Annotated in this window: 21 protein-coding genes; 10 read left to right on the top strand and 11 right to left on the bottom strand. The window is 40.9% G+C overall.

The window, feature by feature from the left end; genetic code table 11:
• Window positions 1–311: 311 nt before the first annotated feature.
• From FLM54_RS02085 to prlC, 3 genes are all read right to left on the bottom strand, one after another.
• Window positions 312–1067 (bottom strand): class I SAM-dependent methyltransferase, encoded by a 756-nt coding sequence (locus FLM54_RS02085; RefSeq protein ID WP_008115552.1) that lies wholly within the window; start codon window positions 1065–1067, stop codon window positions 312–314.
• Between the two features lie 65 nt (window positions 1068–1132).
• Window positions 1133–2311 (bottom strand): PleD family two-component system response regulator, encoded by a 1179-nt coding sequence (locus tag FLM54_RS02080; protein ID WP_138623846.1) that lies wholly within the window; start codon window positions 2309–2311, stop codon window positions 1133–1135.
• Between the two features lie 162 nt (window positions 2312–2473).
• Window positions 2474–4525 (bottom strand): oligopeptidase A, encoded by a 2052-nt coding sequence (prlC, locus tag FLM54_RS02075; RefSeq protein WP_178954861.1) that lies wholly within the window; start codon window positions 4523–4525, stop codon window positions 2474–2476.
• Between the two features lie 230 nt (window positions 4526–4755).
• Here prlC and gorA point away from each other — a divergent pair, with 230 nt between their 5' ends.
• The gene (gene gorA / locus FLM54_RS02070) at window positions 4756–6117 is read left to right on the top strand and encodes a glutathione-disulfide reductase (protein WP_178954859.1); all 1362 of its coding nucleotides are present in this window, start codon (window positions 4756–4758) and stop codon (window positions 6115–6117) included.
• Between the two features lie 151 nt (window positions 6118–6268).
• Here gorA and zapE read toward each other — a convergent pair whose 3' ends face one another.
• The gene (gene zapE, locus FLM54_RS02065; protein ID WP_054202362.1) at window positions 6269–7357 is read right to left on the bottom strand and encodes a cell division protein ZapE; all 1089 of its coding nucleotides are present in this window, start codon (window positions 7355–7357) and stop codon (window positions 6269–6271) included.
• Window positions 7358–7478: 121 nt separating this feature from the next.
• Between zapE and FLM54_RS02060 the strand changes: the two genes are divergently transcribed.
• The 3 genes from FLM54_RS02060 (at window position 7479) to FLM54_RS02050 (ending at window position 10567) form a co-directional block, all read left to right on the top strand.
• Window positions 7479–7913 (top strand): YhcB family protein, encoded by a 435-nt coding sequence (locus FLM54_RS02060; protein WP_054202363.1) that lies wholly within the window; start codon window positions 7479–7481, stop codon window positions 7911–7913.
• Between the two features lie 131 nt (window positions 7914–8044).
• Complete coding sequence (locus tag FLM54_RS02055; protein WP_054202364.1) at window positions 8045–9397, top strand: Do family serine endopeptidase; 1353 nt, start codon at window positions 8045–8047, stop codon at window positions 9395–9397.
• Window positions 9398–9484: 87 nt separating this feature from the next.
• Window positions 9485–10567, top strand: a complete 1083-nt coding sequence (locus tag FLM54_RS02050; protein ID WP_054202365.1) for a trypsin-like peptidase domain-containing protein — start codon at window positions 9485–9487, stop codon at window positions 10565–10567.
• Window positions 10568–10658: 91 nt separating this feature from the next.
• Here FLM54_RS02050 and murA read toward each other — a convergent pair whose 3' ends face one another.
• The 7 genes from murA to FLM54_RS02015 are packed head-to-tail and all read right to left on the bottom strand — an operon-like array spanning window position 10659 to window position 15325.
• Complete coding sequence (gene murA, locus FLM54_RS02045; protein WP_055013340.1) at window positions 10659–11918, bottom strand: UDP-N-acetylglucosamine 1-carboxyvinyltransferase; 1260 nt, start codon at window positions 11916–11918, stop codon at window positions 10659–10661.
• A 14-nt stretch (window positions 11919–11932) separates the two neighbouring features.
• A complete protein-coding gene (locus FLM54_RS02040; protein ID WP_007378312.1) occupies window positions 11933–12190 on the bottom strand; it encodes a BolA family protein in 258 nt (85 codons plus the stop codon).
• 5 nt (window positions 12191–12195) lie between these two features.
• Window positions 12196–12489, bottom strand: coding sequence for a lipid asymmetry maintenance protein MlaB (locus tag FLM54_RS02035; RefSeq protein WP_138570633.1), 294 nt, complete (start codon window positions 12487–12489; stop codon window positions 12196–12198).
• Window positions 12482–13162: a phospholipid-binding protein MlaC gene (locus FLM54_RS02030; protein WP_178954857.1), complete on the bottom strand. Its 681-nt coding sequence runs from the start codon at window positions 13160–13162 to the stop codon at window positions 12482–12484. Before FLM54_RS02030 ends, FLM54_RS02035 begins: the two co-directional genes overlap by 8 nt.
• Window positions 13163–13167: 5 nt before the next feature.
• Complete coding sequence (gene mlaD / locus FLM54_RS02025; RefSeq protein ID WP_008115537.1) at window positions 13168–13716, bottom strand: outer membrane lipid asymmetry maintenance protein MlaD; 549 nt, start codon at window positions 13714–13716, stop codon at window positions 13168–13170.
• Window positions 13717–13730: 14 nt separating this feature from the next.
• Window positions 13731–14510: a lipid asymmetry maintenance ABC transporter permease subunit MlaE gene (gene mlaE / locus FLM54_RS02020; RefSeq protein ID WP_178954847.1), complete on the bottom strand. Its 780-nt coding sequence runs from the start codon at window positions 14508–14510 to the stop codon at window positions 13731–13733.
• Window positions 14510–15325 carry an ATP-binding cassette domain-containing protein gene (locus tag FLM54_RS02015; protein WP_178954845.1) on the bottom strand — a complete coding sequence of 272 codons (816 nt, stop codon included), beginning with the start codon at window positions 15323–15325 and terminating at the stop codon, window positions 14510–14512. The genes mlaE and FLM54_RS02015 overlap by 1 nt, the downstream gene beginning before the upstream one ends.
• Before the next feature lie 265 nt (window positions 15326–15590).
• Here FLM54_RS02015 and FLM54_RS02010 point away from each other — a divergent pair, with 265 nt between their 5' ends.
• The 6 genes from FLM54_RS02010 to lptB are packed head-to-tail and all read left to right on the top strand — an operon-like array spanning window position 15591 to window position 19888.
• Window positions 15591–16559 (top strand): calcium/sodium antiporter, encoded by a 969-nt coding sequence (locus FLM54_RS02010; protein ID WP_054202369.1) that lies wholly within the window; start codon window positions 15591–15593, stop codon window positions 16557–16559.
• A gap of 3 nt (window positions 16560–16562) precedes the next feature.
• A complete protein-coding gene (locus tag FLM54_RS02005; protein ID WP_010390569.1) occupies window positions 16563–17534 on the top strand; it encodes a KpsF/GutQ family sugar-phosphate isomerase in 972 nt (323 codons plus the stop codon).
• Window positions 17535–18086 carry a 3-deoxy-manno-octulosonate-8-phosphatase KdsC gene (gene kdsC / locus FLM54_RS02000; RefSeq protein ID WP_010390568.1) on the top strand — a complete coding sequence of 184 codons (552 nt, stop codon included), beginning with the start codon at window positions 17535–17537 and terminating at the stop codon, window positions 18084–18086.
• Window positions 18083–18637 carry an LPS export ABC transporter periplasmic protein LptC gene (gene lptC, locus FLM54_RS01995; RefSeq protein WP_010390567.1) on the top strand — a complete coding sequence of 185 codons (555 nt, stop codon included), beginning with the start codon at window positions 18083–18085 and terminating at the stop codon, window positions 18635–18637. The genes kdsC and lptC overlap by 4 nt, the downstream gene beginning before the upstream one ends.
• Window positions 18627–19166: a lipopolysaccharide transport periplasmic protein LptA gene (gene lptA, locus FLM54_RS01990; protein WP_178954826.1), complete on the top strand. Its 540-nt coding sequence runs from the start codon at window positions 18627–18629 to the stop codon at window positions 19164–19166. Before lptC ends, lptA begins: the two co-directional genes overlap by 11 nt.
• The gene (gene lptB, locus FLM54_RS01985; protein WP_138609041.1) at window positions 19163–19888 is read left to right on the top strand and encodes an LPS export ABC transporter ATP-binding protein; all 726 of its coding nucleotides are present in this window, start codon (window positions 19163–19165) and stop codon (window positions 19886–19888) included. Before lptA ends, lptB begins: the two co-directional genes overlap by 4 nt.
• Window positions 19889–19924 lie beyond the last annotated feature (36 nt).

Genomic DNA, 19924 nt, shown 5'->3' with positions numbered 1-19924 from the left:
TCTAGCATGAAAACGCGCTGAGATCCTATATTCAATAGTCGAGATCTAAAAGATCAGTTCGGGGTTCGGCAGGATTGTGTTTGGTATTAATTAAAACGCAATTCGTCATTTATTTATTCATCACCTAAAACTTCAACTCTTGATAGAGCAAATTATAATTGGCAGTTACACAACATTAATTATACCCTCGGAGCCTTTACCCTATGCGCGGCATAAAGCCCCGCCTACAAAATAGTGTGCGCCACCCCATCAGCCTTAGTTTACCTCGCTCACGTTTTAGGCTCGAAGCCCGTCACTCGTAGCCCGTTAACTTAAACCATCGCGGCTTTTACATACACATCAAAGCGGTTCTTCTTGGTTTTGATTTGCATACTCGGGGTTTTATCATTTAAAAATGGCGCGTAATCGGGACGTTTAACCACTACACGCTTACTGGCAAGTGGGTAAGCAAACTCGAGTAAATCATCGGCGTCGGTATCGCCACCCACTAACTCTTGGAATACCCGCATTTCTTTTTTAACCAATGCTGATTTTTCACGGTGCGGGAACATTGGATCAAGGTAAACCACATCGGGCATGCTGTCACATTGGGCAAGTAAGGTATGGCTTGAACCAAAGATAAGGCTCATATTTTGCTGCATCCATGGGCCAATTTCACTATCGTTATAAGCACGTTGTAAGCCATCATATAACAGTGCAGCAACCACGGGGTGGCGCTCATGTAGAATTACTTTACAGCCTAGCGAGGCTAACACAAAACCGTCGCGTCCAAGGCCTGCTGTGGCATCGAGTACCACTGGCGTTGCGCCCTTATTAAGACCAACTGCTTTGGCAATTGATTGCCCTTTACCACCACCAAATTTACGCCTATGTGCAACGGCACCAGTTACAAAGTCTACGTTAATAGCACCTAATTTTGGCTCGTCAGTTTTATACAGGCTTAGTCCTTTATCATCGTAATGCAAGCTAAAACCACTGCTTTGCTCTGCCCATTGAGCAAGCCCAAAGCGTGCTTCTAACTCATTTAAATAAGGTCGACACTCTTTAAACGCACACTGTATAACCACTTCACACTCCGATGATAAATTTCACCGTTATTATACCCAAACAAAGCCAATATACGATCTCTAGTTTAAAACAACTCAATATCGTTATTTTCACTCTCAGGTTCTGGCTGCGTTTGTTGTTTACTTAGTTGTGTTTGAGTAATTAAGTCATCACGCTGTTGAGTGGTTGTTTTTAGCTGGTGCTTAATAAAGGCTAAATCATTAGTGGTTGCAACCAGCTGCTGTGATGTATGACTAAGCTGAGTTATTTGCTGATTAAATTGCGAAGCTGGTATCTCGTTGTGTGTTTGCATTAGCGATTGGAGTTGCTCAAGCTGCTCTGTAAGCTGGCTAATTGCACTCGTTTGCATGGCGTTTTGATTTTTAAGCTGGGCAACAATATCTTTAAAAGCAAGGGTTAGCTCATTGTCGCGCATTAGTCGATATTGGTGCTGCTGTATAGTCACTACTTTTTCGTTAGTTACTTCTAAAATATGTGGAAATAAATCTTTATAGCGACCATAAAGTGATGGCGTATCTACAGGCATATTTTTAATTAATAGTGAAATATTAGGGTAATTAATAATAGTACTATGACCAATATCAACAAAGCGTTCTGCATTTTTATGCTGTATGAGTAGCTCTTGCTCTAATGGGCATACGCCTGTTTCTTGGCTATAAAACATTCCCTGGTTATTTTGCCAAAAAACAACCACGACATTGAGGTGTAATGGAGTAAAAAACCCTAAAAAGTATTCACTTAATAATTCTAAATTATCGGCATGATAGCTTTGACAAACAAAACGCATAATGCGCCCCATGTCACCGGTCTCAATCATCGCCATTTCAGCTGTTTTATTGGCCTTTGCTATATCATACTGCAGTGTTGCACACTGCTTGCGATACTGGTAAAGAATTTTAATGCGTGCCATCAGCTCCTGTGCGTTAAAAGGCTTCAAAATGTAGTCAGCCCCGCCAACACTAAACCCTTTAATACGTTCAGCTTGCCCCACTTTGGATGATAAAAACATTACCGGAATATCTGTTGTGGCTTTATTTTGTTTAATAGTTTGGCAAACCTCATAACCAGACATCCCCGGCATTTCAACATCAAGCAAAATAATATCGGGGTTATATTTAATCGCTTGTCTTATGCCATCTTCACCATTTTTGGCGTGGATCACTTTGCAAAACCCAGCTAAAGATTCTTCAATAATATGGTGCATTAATTTATCGTCATCAATTGCCAGTATTAACTTTGCCATGCGTTAGTCCCTTTTAGTACTTTGTTAAAAGCATAGTACGCCATGTTAAAACTACTAAAATTTATTCAAAATATTCTTTAACAGCGCTGTATTTTAGGCAATAAAAAAGCGCCTCTGGGGCGCTTTTGTAATTATATTTTAATCCGCAAAAATCAACAGACCCTAAGCGGCGATGCCGCTGTGGCGCAGTAGTGCATCTACACTTGGCTCACGACCGCGGAAGTTTTTAAACAGTGCCATTGGCTCTTCGCTGCCGCCTTTTTCAAGAATATGCTGCATAAACGCTTGGCCAGTTTGTGGATTAAAAATCCCCTCTTCTTCAAATTTAGAGTAGGCATCAGCCGAAAGTACTTCAGCCCATTTATACGAGTAATAGCCTGCACTGTAACCGCCCGCAAAAATATGACTAAAGCCATGCTGAAAACGGTTAAACGCTGGCGGCTTAATGACTGAGGTACGACTGCGTACATCATCAAGTACAGCTTGAATGTTACATGGTTTGTCTGCCACGTAGTCATGGTGAATTTTAAAATCGAATAACGAGAACTCAAGTTGTCTTAGCATTTGCATACCTGAGTTGTAATTTTTAGCGGCCAATAGTTTATCTAGTAGCTCTTTTGGTAATGGCTCACCGGTTTCGAAGTGGCCTGAAATAAAGCTTAGGGCTTCTTCTTCGTAACACCAGTTTTCTAAAAACTGACTTGGCAATTCAACGGCATCCCATGCCACACCATTAATACCAGCAACAGGCGCTGCATCTACTTGAGTTAACATGTGGTGAATGCCGTGACCAAACTCATGGAACAGTGTGGTTACTTCATTATGGGTAAACAAAGCAGGCTTATCGCCAATCGCTTTATTAAAGTTACACACTAAGTAAGCAACTGGTGTTTGAAGTTCACCATTAGCACGCACTTTACGACCCATACAGTCATCCATCCACGCACCACCACGCTTGTGGTCACGGGCGTATAAATCTAAGTAGAAACGGCCACGTAAAGTATTGTTGCTATCGTAAATTTCAAAAAAGCGCACATCTTTATGGTAAGTATCAATGTCTTTTTGCTCTTTAACAGTAATACCAAACAAGCGGTTAACAGTTTCGAACAAACCACTGAGCACTTTATCGGCAGGGAAGTATGGGCGTAATACTTCATCTGAAATCGCGTATTTTTCTTGCTTTAGCTTTTCGCTGTAATAACCAAAGTCCCATGCCTGTAGTTCACTAATACCGTGCTGTTGCTTTGCGTATTGTTGCAACTCTTTAAGCTCTTGCTCTGCTTGTGGCTTAGATTTAGCTGCTAAGTCTTCTAAAAATGAAAATACCTGTGCAGGTGATTCTGCCATTTTTGTAGCTAACGATTTTTCGGCGTAATTATTAAAGCCCAGTAATTGTGCTAACTCATGACGCAGTGCCAGTTCTTCACTCATAATCGCCGAGTTATCAAACTCTCCTGCATTTGGACCTTGATCGGATGCACGAGTAGAAAACGCGGTGTATGTTTCTTTGCGAAGTTCACGGTCGTCTGCGTAAGTCATTATAGGTAAGTAAGAAGGGAAATCGAGAGTGAATACCCAGCCTTCTAAGTCTTTACTTTTTGCTGTATCGGCCGCTAATGCCAGTGCTGACTCTGGTAAACCCGCTAGTTGGCTTTCATCGGTAATATGCTTATGCCATGCAAGCGTGGCATCCATCACATTATTACCAAATTTTGAAGCAAGCTCTGATAAACGCGCACTAATTTCACCGTAGCGTTTTTGCTGCTCAGGATTTAGTGCAATGCCTGAAAGCTTAAAGTCACGCAATGCGTTGGTAACGGTTTTTTGCTGAGCGGTAGTGAGTGTTTTAAATTCATCGCTATTATAAATAGCGCTGTAAGCCTCATATAAGCCTTGGTGTTGGCCAACAAAAGTAGAATATTCAGAAATAAGCGGTAAACACTGCTCATAAGCTTCGCGAAGTTCATCGTTGTTCATCACCGAGTTTAAATGTGATACCGGTGAAAATAATCGCGATAGTTTATCGTCAGCTTCTTCAAGCGGTAGTACTAAATCATTCCAGGTGAAAGATTGCTTTGCTAATACGCTTTCAATCGCACTGCGACAGTGCTCGATACCTTTTTTTAATGCCGGTACTACATGCTCAGGCTTTATTTTTGAAAAAGGAGGAAGTCCTTCAAGCCCAATAAGGGGATTTGTTTGTGCATTGCTCATAGTCATTCTCAGTTTATGCAAATATAAAAATGAAGTTGGGGCAAAATACGTAAATACAAGGGGAAGTGTTCAGCTCTTAGCTTAATATACGCTCGACTAATAATACCTTGATCTTAACTAGCTTGATTTTCGTTTGATGGTAGAGGTTTTAGCAAACCTGAACAAGTGACTTGTTCATCGCATATGATATTATCGGTAAAACATTGTTAAACACATTTAGAGGATTAAACATGGCTCAGCATTTTGATTACATTGCAATTGGTGGCGGTAGTGGTGGTATTGCATCAGCTAACCGTGCAGCAATGCGTGGCGCAAAAGTAGCATTAATTGAAGCTAAACACATGGGTGGCACCTGCGTAAACGTAGGGTGTGTTCCTAAAAAAGTAATGTGGCATGGCGCTCAAGTTGCTGAAGCAATTAATCTTTATGCTCCTGATTACGGTTTTGATGTTGAAGTTAAAGGCTTTGATTGGTCAAAACTAGTAGAAAGCCGTGAAGCCTATATTGGCCGTATTCACAAAGGCTATGATAATGGTTTAGCTAAAAATGGCGTAACTGTGATCAAAGGTTTTGCAAAGTTTGTTGATAGTAAAACCGTTGAAGTAGATGGCGAGCACTATACTGCCGATCACATTTTAGTTGCCGTTGGTGGCCGCCCTACTATTCCTAATATTCCAGGTGCTGAACACGGTATTGATTCAAACGGCTTTTTTGAGCTGAACGAACAACCTAAACGTGTTGCCGTTGTTGGTGCCGGTTATATTGCCGTAGAAATTGCCGGTGTTTTACACAGCTTAGGTACACAAACTCACTTATTTGTTCGTAAGAGCAAGCCACTGCGTACTTTTGACCCATACATTATCGACACACTGGTTGATATTATGGCAAAAGAAGGCCCAACACTGCACACTGAGTGTTCACCAAAAGAAGTGGTAAAAGAGGCTGATGGCAGCTTAACGATTCATTTTGAGAATGGTTACAGCGAAAATGTTGATCAGGTTATTTGGGCTATAGGCCGCACGCCAACAACCGATAAAATTAACCTTGCTGCAGCAGGCGTAGAAATAAACGAAAGCGGTTATGTAAAAGTAGATGAATACCAAAACACCACAGCTGAAAATGTATACGCTGTGGGTGATATTATCGAAAATGGTATTGAGCTTACACCGGTTGCTGTTAAAGCGGGTCGTACTCTATCGGAGCGTTTATTTAATAAAGAATTGCCGAACGATTTAAAAATGGACTACAGCCTAGTACCAACCGTAGTATTTAGCCACCCACCTATCGGCACCATTGGTTTGACTGAGCAAGAAGCGATTTCTCAGTACGGCGGCGAAAATGTAAAAGTATACAAATCAAGCTTTGCGGCTATGTATACTGCAGTTACTCAGCACCGCCAAGCCTGTAATATGATGTTAGTGTGTGCAGGCGATGATGAAAAAGTTGTGGGCTTACACGGTATTGGTTTTACCGTTGATGAAATGATTCAGGGTTTTGCAGTCGCAATGAAAATGGGCGCGACTAAAGCCGATTTTGATGCGGTTGTAGCATTACACCCAACCGGGTCTGAAGAGTTTGTTACCATGAGGTAAGTTCGAGGTTCGAGGTTCGAGAAATAAAAAAACCTTGCGGTTAACATCGCAAGGTTTTTTTATTTTAAATGACCAACTTTACGCGGGGTAAACCCGCTGCTACGTAATTTCAGCCCGTAGCTCGCAGCCCGTTAACTCTAACCTTCGTATTTTAAGCTAAATGCTCTCGGGCTAAATACTCTAACGATTGCATTTCTTGTAAGCGACTAATACAGCGTTTAAATTCAAAGTTTAAATTGCCTTGTGTATACAGCTCGGTAATCGGTTTTTCTGCAGAGATAATTAACGTTACATTACGCTCATAAAATTCATCTACTAACGCAATAAAGCGCCTTGCTGCATCATCATTATTTTGCCCTAGCTGTTTTACATTAGATAAAATCACCGTGTTATATAACCGGCTTATTTCCATGTAATCAACTTGGCTACGGGCAGTTTCACACAGTTCGCTAAATTCAAACATAACGATGCAGTCAGATACTTTGCGAGTGTTGATCATCCGCCCTTCTATTTCTATTGGGGTATCTAGTTTACCGACTTCTGGCGAGAGCTTGTCAAAATATTCGAATAGGTTTTTATCGGCTTGTTCATCAAGCGGGCTATGAAAAATTTCTGCTTGCTCAAGAGTACGTAATCGGTAATCAACGCCTGAATCTACATTAACTATTTCAGTATGCTTATTCACTAAGGCAATAGCTGGTAAAAAACGGGCACGCTGTAAACCATTGCGGTATAAGTCGTCAGGTATAATATTTGACGTGGCAACCAGTACAATACCGCGAGCGAATAATGCTTCCATTAAACCACCGAGCAACATAGCGTCGGTAATGTCTTGAACAAAAAATTCATCAAAACAAATTATGTCTGTTTCTGCTTTGAAAATATCGGCTACTGTTTCTAAAGGGTTGGCAGTGTTATTTAACTTTTTAAGTTCATCGTGTACTCGGTGCATAAAGCGGTGAAAATGCACTCGCATTTTTCTATCACCCGGTAACGCTTCATAAAAAGTATCAACAAGGTAAGTTTTACCACGGCCTACACCACCCCAAAAGTATAAACCTTTAATTGGAGCTGGCTCTGCTTTATTAAAAAGCTTTGCAAAAAAACCTTTAGATTGTGGTTTTGCTTGTGTTAAATCGTCGTATAAACGCTGTAAATGACGAACTGCATTTTCTTGTGCTGCGTCATGTACAAAGTCATCGCGTTGAAGGTCTTGCTGGTATGTTTGCCAAGGAGTCATATCTATTTACAGTTAAAACACAGTTTAATTTGTAAAGCATATTAACACGCATCAATACTCAGGGTATATTAGACTTAGTAGCATTTTAATTTTTTAGTTATTTTCGCATAGAGGTGAATTTATGGGTACATTTACATGGGTAGGATTAGTGGTAGTAGTTGCTATTGCTGCATTTTTCGTTGGTGCCTTTGTCACTAAAAAACAGTTTAAACAAGATGAATTAGAGCAACAAGCAGAGCAAGCTAAGCATTCGCTTGAGCAGTATCGCCAAGATGTTGCCGACCATTTGGCGAATACTGGTAAGTTAGTAAACAAAATGAAAGAAAACTACGATCAGTTATTAAGTCATGTTGAAGAAACCAATCAACTGTTACTCGAAGACAGAAATAAAGCCCCTGCTGAGCCGTTTTTCTCAAAAGAAACCACAGAGCAATTACAAGCGTCATTAAAAGAACGTAGTTCAGATCGCTCAAACGCCGATGCTCAACCAGCGGATTATGTGTCGGGTAAGTCAGGTTTATTTGCAGGTGATGTGAATACTTCTAAAGCATCTTGATGAACTTTTTTTTGACCCCATAGTCTTTAAGTAATATACCTAGCCAAGTGTGAGCTAGGTATACAGCTTTGATACTTTTTTGAGGCTGCTTATTGCAGCCTTTTGCTTTTTAAGTGGAGTAAACCCTGACTATGAAAATGAAATTATCACTTATCAGTGCTGCTATTTTATCTACTAGCTTATTATTAAGCCCAACCGCCTCGTTTGCTAAGTTGCCGGTTGCCGTTAATGGTCAACAATTACCAACACTTGCCCCTATGCTTGAGCAAATCACGCCAGGTGTAGTGAGTATTCAGGTTTCAGGCTCTAAAGAAGTGCGTCGACGTGGTGACCCACTCGATTTCTTTTTTGGCAACCCGCAGCCACGTAGCCAAAAGCGACAGTTTAGTGGTTTAGGCTCTGGAGTTATTATTGATGCCGATAAAGGCTATGTGGTTACTAACAACCATGTTGTACAAGACGCCGAAAAAATGGTGGTTACCCTCGAAGATGGTCGCGAATATGATGCAACAAAAATTGGTAGCGATAAAGAGTCTGATATTGCGCTACTACAAATAGACGCAGATGAATTAACCGCGGTAAAACTTGCTAACTCAGATGACTTACGTGTCGGTGATTTTGCTGTAGCTATTGGTAACCCTTTTGGTTTAAGCCATACCGTTACCTCAGGTATTGTTAGCGCATTAGGTCGTAGTGGTTTAAATATTGAAGGTTACGAAGATTTCATTCAAACCGATGCCGCGATTAACCAAGGCAACTCAGGTGGCGCTTTAGTTAATTTAAACGGTGAGTTAATTGGTATTAATACCGCTATTTTAGGTGCATCGGGTGGTAATGTGGGGATTGGTTTTGCTATTCCATCAAACATGATGAAAAACCTTGTTGATCAAATTGTAGAGCATGGTGAAGTACGCCGTGGCTCGCTAGGTATTTCAGGCCGCCCTCTTGATGCAGGCCTTGCCAAAGCACAGCAGCTTGATGTTAAACAAGGCGCTTACGTTATGCAGGTACTCGATGACACAGCTGCCAGCAAAGCCGGTATTAAAGCAGGCGATGTGATTATTAGCATTAATGGCAGCGAAATTAGTGGCTTCCATGAACTGCGAAGCAAAATAGCCACCTTAGGTGAAGGCCGTGAAGTGCAGCTAGGAATTTATCGTGACGGTAAAGTTAAAAACGTTGAAGTTACCCTAGATGGCGCATCAGGAATTACAGCTGCAGGTGAAGAATTACACCCAGCATTCCAAGGTGCAACACTAGAAAATGTGAAGAAAAACAAAATGAAAGGCATTGAGGTAACCTCGGTCGATCCTCGTTCACCATCAGCACGGGTTGGCCTTGAAGAAGGCGATGTTATTGTGCAAGTAAACCGTCAACGGGTAGAAAGCATTCGCGACATGAACCAAATTATCGACGATATTCAAGGTAATATTGTGTTAGGTGTTAAACGCGGACGCGAGTCTATCTTTGTATTAATTCAGTAATAATACAATAAAAGTAACAGCGGCACTTGCCGCTGTTATTTTTTTTGTGCCATCATAAAGGGATTGCTCACTAACAATAAGAATACCGTGCTAAAACTTCTAAAATTTGTACTTCCTCCTTTGTTTGCCGGTTTAGGCATTGCTTTTTTAGTGGTTTTTTTCAGCCCTAACATGCGGACTGCATTACTACCTAATGTTCCCCTGCCAAGCGCAATGACCACAAGCCATTTAAGCTTTTCGGATGCGGTTAAACGCGCGGCACCATCGGTCGTCACTATTTTTTCAGAAAGCATTTCTAAAGAGCCACGCTACAAGCGCCAAAATACGGTGCAAGAGCTCGGATCTGGCGTGATCATGTCACCCGATGGCTATATATTGACAAACTACCATGTGATCAATAATGCCGACCAAATACTGGTGATTCTTACCGATGGGAGACGTTTTTTTGATGTACAACTTATTGGCTTTGATACCATTACCGATTTAGCATTATTAAAAATAAATGCCAACCACCTCCCTGTTATTCCTGTTAATGACAACTACACCTCGAATGTAGGCGATTTGGTGTTAGCAATCGGGAATCCATTAAATTTAGGGCAAACAATTACTCAGGGGATCATTAGCGCCACTGGTAAGCAAAAAATTACCGACAGTCCTTACAATAATTTATTGCAGATGGATGCCGCTATTAACGTGGGTAATTCGGGGGGAGCGCTGGTAAATTCTAATGGCGACTTAGTAGGGATCACCTCAGCCCAATTTAAAACCCGTGAGAACTTGAACATTCAGGGAATATTTTTTGCTGTACCTTACACCCTTGCTAAAGAAGTTATGGGTAAACTTATTCGCCATGGTCGTGTTGTTCGTGGTTATTTGGGCTTTGAAGGCACTGCAGTAGATAGTACAGGCAAAGAGGTCAATGATAGCTTAACGCCTGTCGCAGGCATGCGTATTACCAATCTCGACCCTCTAGGTCCTGCATGGCAGGCGGGTATAGAAGAGCAAGATATTGTAATTAAAATTGCTGGGCTTTCAGTGGCTAATCCACAAAATGTATTAAAAAAGATAGGCAGTACCGAGCCAGGTAAAGAAATTGAGTTTGAGCTATACCGTAACGGTAAAATACAAAAAATAATGGTGAAAGTAGCCGAGCTCGAAACCAAGCTATAAAGCGCTTGTTTATATTTTGGCATTAGACATAAAAAAACGCGATATATAATCGCGTTTTTTATGCGTTAGAATAATAATTGTATTAATATAACTAATTGCTTTTGCGTTTGATGTTAGCACCTAACGCACTGAGTTTATCTTCAATACGCTGATAACCTCTATCTACATGATAAATACGATCAACAACCGTTTCACCTTGGGCCACAATCCCCGTTAAAATAAGGCTCGCTGATGCTCGTAAATCGGTTGCCATAACCTGCGCACCCGATAAGCTTTGAGTCTCACCACAAAAAGCCGTATTGCCTTCAAGGCGAATATTAGCGCCCATACGTTGTAACTCAGGCACATGCATAAACCGATTTTCAAAAATAGTCTCGGTAATGGTCGCACTGCCGTTAGCCACTACATTTAAAGCGGTAAATTGAGCTTGCATGTCGGTTGGAAAACCTGGGTGCGGCATAGTTTTAATATTAACCGCTTTAAGCTCTCGGCCTCGCATATCAAGATAAATACTATCCTCATGCACTTCTAGTAGCGCATTGGTTGCACGCAGTTTTTCAATTACCGGCTCAAGTGAATGAAAGTCGGTCATTTTACACAGTACTTCGCCACCGGCCATCGCGGCTGCAACTAAGAAGGTACCGGTTTCAATACGATCCGGTAATATGCGGTGCTCACAACCAGATAAACGCTCAACCCCTTCAATCTCAATACGGCTAGAACCTGCACCAGTAATTTTAGCGCCCATTGCAATTAAGCAATTAGCTAAATCGATGATTTCGGGCTCGCGCGCTGCATTTTCTAAAACAGTTTTGCCATCTGCAAGTGTTGCCGCCATGAGTAAGTTTTCGGTAGCACCGACACTGATCATTTCCATGAAAATTTCAGCGCCTTTTAAGCGTCCATCTACTTTGGCATTAATATAACCATTTTCCACAGTTATTTGCGCGCCCATGCGCTCTAAACCTTGAATATGAATATCAACTGGGCGTGCACCAATAGCACAGCCACCAGGCAAAGATACTTGAGCCTCACCAAAACGAGCCACTAAAGGCCCAAGTGCGAGCACTGATGCGCGCATTTGCTTTACTAATTCATAAGGCGCTAACGTACTATTTACCGTGGCACCATCAATAATCAGTGAATCACCTTGCCACTGAACATCAGCGCCTAAGGTTTTTAATAAGGCTTCAGTAGTTATAATATCGCGAAGCCGCGGTACATTAGTAAAGGTACTCTTGCCCTCGGGCAATAAGGCTGCAAATAAAATAGGCAGTGCCGCATTTTTAGCGCCAGAAATAGTTACTTCACCAGCCAGCGAAGTGCCACCTTGAATTACAAATTGATCCATCTAAGGGGCCTTATTTATTGCGGTAAAATGAATTTTTGCTCACGTTTCCACTCAGTCGGAGTAAAAGCGCGGATAGAAACAGCGTGAATGGTACCATCTGAAATAGTATTCATTAATGGGCCATACACTAACTGTTGCTTTTTAACACGACTTAATCCGTCAAAGCATTCACCAACTGCAATTACTTCATAATGACTGCCATTGGCTTTTACATGCACTTCAGCTAACTGAAGTTCGTCGCGTAATAATGTTTCGACTTGACTCGTTTCCATAACTCTCACTCAAATAGGGTTGTAACCTGACCCAACTGCATAAGGTTTTGCAGTTGTTCAGGTGGGTTTTGCAATTCAAGGCGAATGCCTTGCTGCTTAAATTCTGTAAAAGAGTGAATTAACCAAGCTAAGCCGGCTGTGTCAACCCTTGTGACCTCACTTAGGTCAAAATAAAGGGTTTTATGCTTAGTTTGTCGCTTAGTGTTCAGAAGCCGTTCATTGCCAATTGAGTTATGAGTCAATTCACCAGTAACTCGTAAATGCTGCTCATCAACTTGGCTAATTGCCAATTTACTCATTTGTATCGCTGCCTCTAAACTGAACCGGTAGCTTACTTTTTTGCTCTAATAAGCTGCTAACATGGTCAATACCTTGTTGGCGTAAAATCCCCTGAAGTTCACTTTGTTTTGCATCAAGTAAACTAATCCCTTCAGCAATCATGTCGTAAGCTCGCCACTCACCGCTTCGGTCTTCACGTACTTTAAAATCAATTTTTATATCAGGTTTACCTGCTTCAACAATTTTGGTTTTTACCACCACCACGTCTTTACCTTTAAACGGTTGCTCGGCAGCAAATTCAACTTGTTGATTAGTGTATTGGGTAAATACACCGGCATAGGTGGCAACTAAGTACTCTCTAAACGCACCAATAAAACGCTGAATATCTTCAATTGCTTTTGCTTTTTCTGCCTTGTCGGTAATTGCGCGTACCTTAGACACTTCGCTACCTAACACTCTTAGTGCTGCATATTTGTAGTCGATGTACGGCATTAACTCTTCTTCAACAATAACACGTAAATGTTCTTTATCTTTTACTATTAATGGTTGATCTTGAGTAATTCGTGCAAAGGTATTGTCAGCAACTTGACGTACCATTTTATTAGGATCAGTTAATTTTACTTCTGCTGCTTGCACGCTTTGTAATAGCATTAAACTTACCAGCGCAATACTTACTAAAAATGTTTTCAACATAATAATTACTCACTACCTTGGTTGAATAAGAACTGGCCAATTAATTCTTCAAGTACCAATGCCGATTTGGTATCAGTGATTGAATCGCCACTTGCTAATGCTTTGCTTTGCACCCCAAATAAATCATCAATAGCTTGGTCTTGTGCACTGTTTGCAACATCTTCGCCTAAACAACGTTGCTTAGCTGAATCCGAGGCGATCACAGGGTTAATACCTAAATATTGCTCACCTAAAATACCCGAGGTTAAAATTGAGATAGAGCTGGTATCTGAAAAACGACATAAATACTGCGCATCAATACTCATGTTCACCACAGGTAAAAACTCTTGCGGGTGTACATAAATTGACTCGACACGACCAATAACAACTCCCCCTACTTTAATGGGCGCGCGAGTTTTTAATGAGCCTATATTTTCAAACTTGGCGTTTAATGTGTAGGTTTCACCTGAGCCGCTAATACCTGAATTAGCCACTTTAAGCGCTAGCATTGAAAATGCTAAAATACCCAGTGCGACAAAAAAACCAACTAAAATTTCTAATTTCCGTGAATTCATTATTTAATACCCTATTAGCTAGTAAACATTACCGCTGTCAAAATAAAGTCAAAACCTAATACCGCCAGTGATGAATGTACCACTGTTTCTGTTGTTGCCTTGCTGATCCCCTCTGATGTAGGAATACAGTCATACCCTTTATAAAGCGCAATCCAAGTTACAACAATCGCAAATACGATACTTTTAATTAAACCGTTTAGTATATCTTTTTCAAACGACACCTGAGATTGCATTATTGACCAAAAGCTTCCGGTATCAACGCCTAGCCAATCAACACCCACTAAGTGAGCACCAATAATAGCGACCGCTGAAAAAATTAACGCCAGTAGCGGCATACTAATTAAGCCAGCCCAAAATCGCGGCGCAATAATACGTCTAAGCGGATCGATAGCCATCATCTCTAGCGACGATAATTGCTCGGTGGCTTTCATTAAGCCGATTTCAGCAGTTAACGCACTGCCTGCCCTGCCTGCAAATAATAACGCAGTAACTACCGGTCCAAGCTCACGTAACAAGCTAAGCGCTACTAACGGACCTAGGCTATCTTCTGCGCCATAATCAACTAAAACGGTATAACCTTGCAGCGCTAAAACCATGCCGATAAATAATCCCGACACAACAATAATCAACAGCGATTGTGAACCAACCATGTAAAGTTGGCGCACTAGCAGAGGCGTACCTTTTTTAAAATTGGGTAAATGCCATAATGCACTTGCTAGCATGTGAGTGGAGCGCCCAAGTGCAGCAAAACGACCTAGTGTTTTATGGCCTATTTTTTGTAGTAAATCCAACATTACTGCGGCTCTCCTAACAGTTCATCTGCATAGGTTTGTGCTGGATAATGAAATGGTACAGGCCCATCTGATAATCCTTTTAAAAATTGTTGCACAAGTGGTGATTCGTGCTGACGCATTTCATCTGGCGTGCCGCTACCAATCACACCTTGATCGGCAATAATAATAACGTGGTCGGCAATGCTCATTACTTCAGTCACATCGTGCGTAACAATTAAAGAAGATAAACCAAGTACTTCATTTAAAGATTTAATAAGCTTAACCAACACTCCCATTGAGATAGGATCTTGTCCTGCAAAAGGCTCATCATACATAATCAGTTCAGGATCAAGCGCTATAGAGCGAGCCAAGGCTGCACGACGTGCCATACCACCGGATAACTCTGAAGGCATTAAATCTTTAGCACCACGTAAGCCAACTGCTTGTAGTTTCATTAAAACCACTAAACGAATTAAATCTTCACTGAGCTGTGTGTGCTCGCGGATAGGAAATGCGATATTGTCGAACACCGACATATCGGTAAATAATGCACCGCTTTGAAATAACATACTCATACGTTTACGTGCCGCGTAGAGCTCTTTACGGGACATGGCAACTATGCTGTCGTTTTTAAATAAAATATCACCGGAGTCGGGTTTGAGCTGGCCACCAATTAAGCGCAGCATCGTGGTTTTGCCAATTCCGCTTGGCCCCATAATGGCAGTAATTTTACCTTCTGGGACATCAAAGCTCATATTTTTGTATATGACCCTATCGCCTCTAGAAAAGGTAACATCCTTGACTTCTACTATTGATTGCGACAAGTCGCTCTCCATAACAATATTCTCTCATATTTCTATTTTAAGGGTTTTTTGGTCAAGATGGAAAAAACAATTCGTAAGATTTTGTAATAGCCACGCAAAAACAGCTATAAGACTGCGACAAATTGACTTAACCGATGCTTAAACAAGCAAGTTAACCCATTAAATAATTATTTTAATAACCGCCTAATGTATTACAGCTTACTCTTTTACTTATACTTTTATGGTGGCTTTTGTTACTATTCGCGCTATCTGAATTTACACTAACTGGCTTATCACAATGGTTACCTCGTTTGTCATTTTAATTCTCGGTTTTGCGGCTCTCGTATGGAGTGCGGACAGGTTTGTTTATGGTGCGGCGGCACTGGCTAAAAACTTTGGCGTACCAACATTAATTGTAGGTTTAACAGTGGTAGCTATGGGCTCATCGGCCCCTGAAATGATGGTATCCGCTTCGGCTGCTTTGGCAAATAAAACCGATACAGCCGTAGGTAATGCAGTTGGTTCAAACATCACTAACATATTATTAGTATTAGGTATTACAGCGCTTTTAAGACCGCTTTCAGTCTCTTCAAGTACATTAAAACGAGAAATTCCACTGGTATTATTGGTGTCTATCGCTACTTGGTATATTTTTTCAGATAACTACTTTTCGTTTTTTGAAGGCGCAGCCTTACTCTTTGGTTTTGTTGTTTTTATTGGTGGACTTATTTTTGTATCACTGCGAGCAAAAAACCAAGACGACCCCTTTGTTAGCGAAGCCTGTGATGAAGTACCTGATAATGTCCCAACCAAAAAAGCCGTTTTTTGGTTAGTCGTCGGAATGATTTTACTTCCTGTTAGCTCACACTTTTTAGTTGGCTCAGCCGTTGATATTGCAAAATATTTTGGCTTAAGTGACTTAGTAATTGGTTTAACCATAATAGCCATAGGCACCAGCCTACCTGAACTTGCTGCTTCCATTGCGGGTGTTCTTAAAAATGAAGATGATCTAGCACTGGGTAACATTGTTGGCTCAAATATTTTTAATATTCTCGCGGTGTTACCGCTGGCAGGATTAATTAACCCATCAGTTATTGACGCATCAGTAGCTAACCGTGATGTTTTAATTATGATCGGTGCAACCTTGGCACTTATTGCTATGTCATTGAACTTTAGAGGTCAAAGACGTATCAATAGACTAGAAGGTGGCGTACTCATCGTCGCATTTATGATTTACCAAGGTTATATTTTTAGTCAAGTAGGGTGATCCATGGCAACGCTAAATTTTATTCAACAAGGCTTGCGCGTCCTTGATATAGAACGTCAAGCACTCAGCGATATCGCACAATACGTTAATGAAAGCTTTGATCAAGCGTGCCAATTAATGTACGACTGCTCAGGCCGTATTATTGTTATTGGTATGGGTAAGTCGGGCCATATCGGTAATAAAATAGCAGCCACTTTAGCGAGTACTGGTAGCCCCGCATTTTTTGTACATCCTGGTGAAGCGAGTCATGGCGATTTAGGTATGATTACATCAAATGATGTGGTTATGCTTATATCTAACTCTGGCGAAACCAGTGAAGTGCTTAATATTATTCCGGTATTAAAACGCATTGGCGCAAAAATGATTGCTATGACAGGCAACGAAACGTCAACCATGGCAACATTGGCAAATGTGCATGTGTGTATTAAAGTTGAACAAGAAGCCTGCTCATTAGGCTTAGCGCCAACAGCAAGTACCACAGCAACACTCGCTATGGGCGATGCTATGGCGGTAGCATTATTAGAAGCCCGTGGTTTTACCGCTGATGATTTTGCACTGTCGCATCCAGGTGGCAGTTTAGGCAAACGCTTACTCTTAACCTTAAAAGATGTAATGCACAGCGGTATTCACACGCCTATTATTAATGAAACGCAAACCATTAAAGACGCCTTAATTGAAATGTCAGCCAAAGGGCTTGGCATGACCGCTATTATAAATAGTAATCAGCAATTATCGGGGTTGTTTACCGATGGTGATTTACGCCGTATTTTAGAGCAACGTATTGATATACACAGCACAGAAATTAATGTTGTGATGACAAAGTCATGTACAACAGCCACACAAGACATACTCGCGGCTGAAGCACTGAACATTATGGAACAAAAACGTATTAATGGTTTAATTGTGATTAATGAGCATAATCAGCCCATTGGCGCACTAAATATGCAAGACTTACTAAAAGCGGGGGTGCTATAAATGCAGTTTGAAGATCTTTATCAGCCGTTAAGTGATGATGCAAAAGCGCGCGCAAAAAAAATAAAATTATTAATTTGCGATATTGATGGTGTATTTTCTGATGGACGTATTTATCTTGGCAACCAAGGTGAAGAGCTCAAAGCATTTAATACTAAAGACGGGTTTGGCATTAAAGCCCTTATTAATAGTGGTTTTGAAGTTGCCGTGATCACAGGTCGTCACTCAAAAATAGTTCAACAACGTATGAGCAATTTAACCGTACAACATATATACCAAGGCCAAGAAGACAAACTCATTGCCTATCAAGAATTAAAACAAAAATTAGCGCTCAGCGATGAGCAAATAGCTTACATTGGTGACGATGGCCCTGACATGCCAGTGATGGAAAAAGTCGGGTTTGCAGTAGCCGTAAACGACGCCCACCCACTGATTAAACGTTTATCGCATTATGTCACTCAGTTGCCAGGCGGCTTTGGCGCAGTAAGAGAGTTAACAGATTTACTGATGCTTGAAAACAATAAGCCACTTACTAGCCAAGGAACCAGTTCATGAATGTAGCTCGCATAATACTGAGCATCTTATTCATAAGCTGTATGGTTTGGCTTTGGTATCCTTATTTTTCTCAGGTAGATATTATTGCGGATGAACAAACTCAAACTATTGCTAAGCCTGATTACACTGCGATTGAGCTAAAACAAACCGCTTATAATGAGCAAGGTAAAATAAGCCACAAAGTAACTGCGGTAAAAATGGAGTTATACCAACAACTTGGTTTTACCTTTTTTGAAAAACCTATATTTACGTTATACAACGAGCAGCAAACATGGCGTATTAACGCTGATGAGGCCACCCTCTACGACGATCGTCAACTCGTATTAGAGGGCAATGTAAAAGCGCTAAATTTAGCCGATAACGCCATGATCGATACGATCACAGCCGATAGCATCAATGTAGATATAAAACTACTCACTATGCAGTCAGAGCAGCCTGTCGTTATTACAGGACCTAATTTAAAAATCACAGGTAAAGGCCTTGAGGCCGATTTAAAAACCGAAGTGATTAAACTTATTAACCATACGCGAACCCTATATTATGACCAATAACCTATTTAAAATTCTAATTGTTCCTTCATTACTGATTGCATTTCATAGCCATGCAGAGGAAACCGTTGAAGCTCCTGCTGCTAATCAAATTTCAATTAGTGCTGACAGACAAGAAGGTCAATTAAAAGAAAACGTGGGCATTTTTGAGAAAAATGTTGAAATTATTCATGGTAATCGCCGCATTAACGCTGACCGTTTAGAAGTACATAAACGTGATGACTTAGGTGAGAATAAGCAACTTTTAATTGCCACAGGCAGCCCTGCTTATTTTGAAGAAACACAAGCTGATGGCACCATTATGAGCGCCAGTGCGAATGAAGTGCGTTACGATGTTTCGCAGCGTTTTTTAACCTTAATCGGCGAAGCCAGTATTGCTCAAGCAGGTCAAAAAATAACTGCTAAAAGTATCACCTACGATATAGAGCAGCAGTTAATTAGCGCAGAAAAAGACGAAAACTCAACAGACCGTGTACACACTATTTTAGTCCCTGTTGAAAACAAAAAAGAAGACGATAAAGGCCAACCATGAGCACATTAAAAGCAGAGCTATTAGCGAAAAGCTATAAAGGCCGTGAAGTGGTGAAAAACGTTGGCCTAGAGGTTGAAGCTGGCAGCATTGTCGGCTTACTTGGCCCCAATGGCGCAGGTAAAACCACGACTTTTTACATGATTGTAGGCCTTGTACCGAGCGATAAAGGCAAAATATCAATCGATGATCAAGATATCACTTTATTACCAATGCACAGCCGAGCTCGCCTAGGGATAGGATATTTACCACAAGAATCATCGATTTTTAGAAAGCTGACGGTCTACCAAAACTTAATGGCTATTTTAGAAACACGCAAAGAGCTTAATAAGCAGCAACGTGAAGATACCTTAAATAATTTACTTGATGAATTTAGTATTCAACATATTCGTGACAGCCAAGGTATGGCCCTATCAGGTGGTGAGCGCCGCCGTGTTGAAATTGCGCGAGCATTAGCAGCAAATCCTAAATTTATACTATTAGACGAACCCTTTGCAGGGGTTGATCCTATCTCTGTATTAGATATTAAAAAAATTATAGAACACCTTAAAAATCGAGGAATTGGCGTATTGATCACAGATCACAACGTACGCGAAACTCTTGATGTTTGTGAAAAAGCCTACATAGTTTCTCATGGAGAGTTAATTGCATCAGGCACTCCAGAATATGTATTAAACGATAAAACGGTACGCGATGTTTATTTAGGCGAGCAGTTCAAGCTCTAATATGTGTGTTATTACACTAAGCATCTGCTAATATTA

This window comes from Pseudoalteromonas sp. Scap25 (assembly GCF_013394125.1).
GTDB lineage: Bacteria > Pseudomonadota > Gammaproteobacteria > Enterobacterales > Alteromonadaceae > Pseudoalteromonas.
This window is presented reverse-complemented; position numbering and strand designations above follow the sequence as displayed.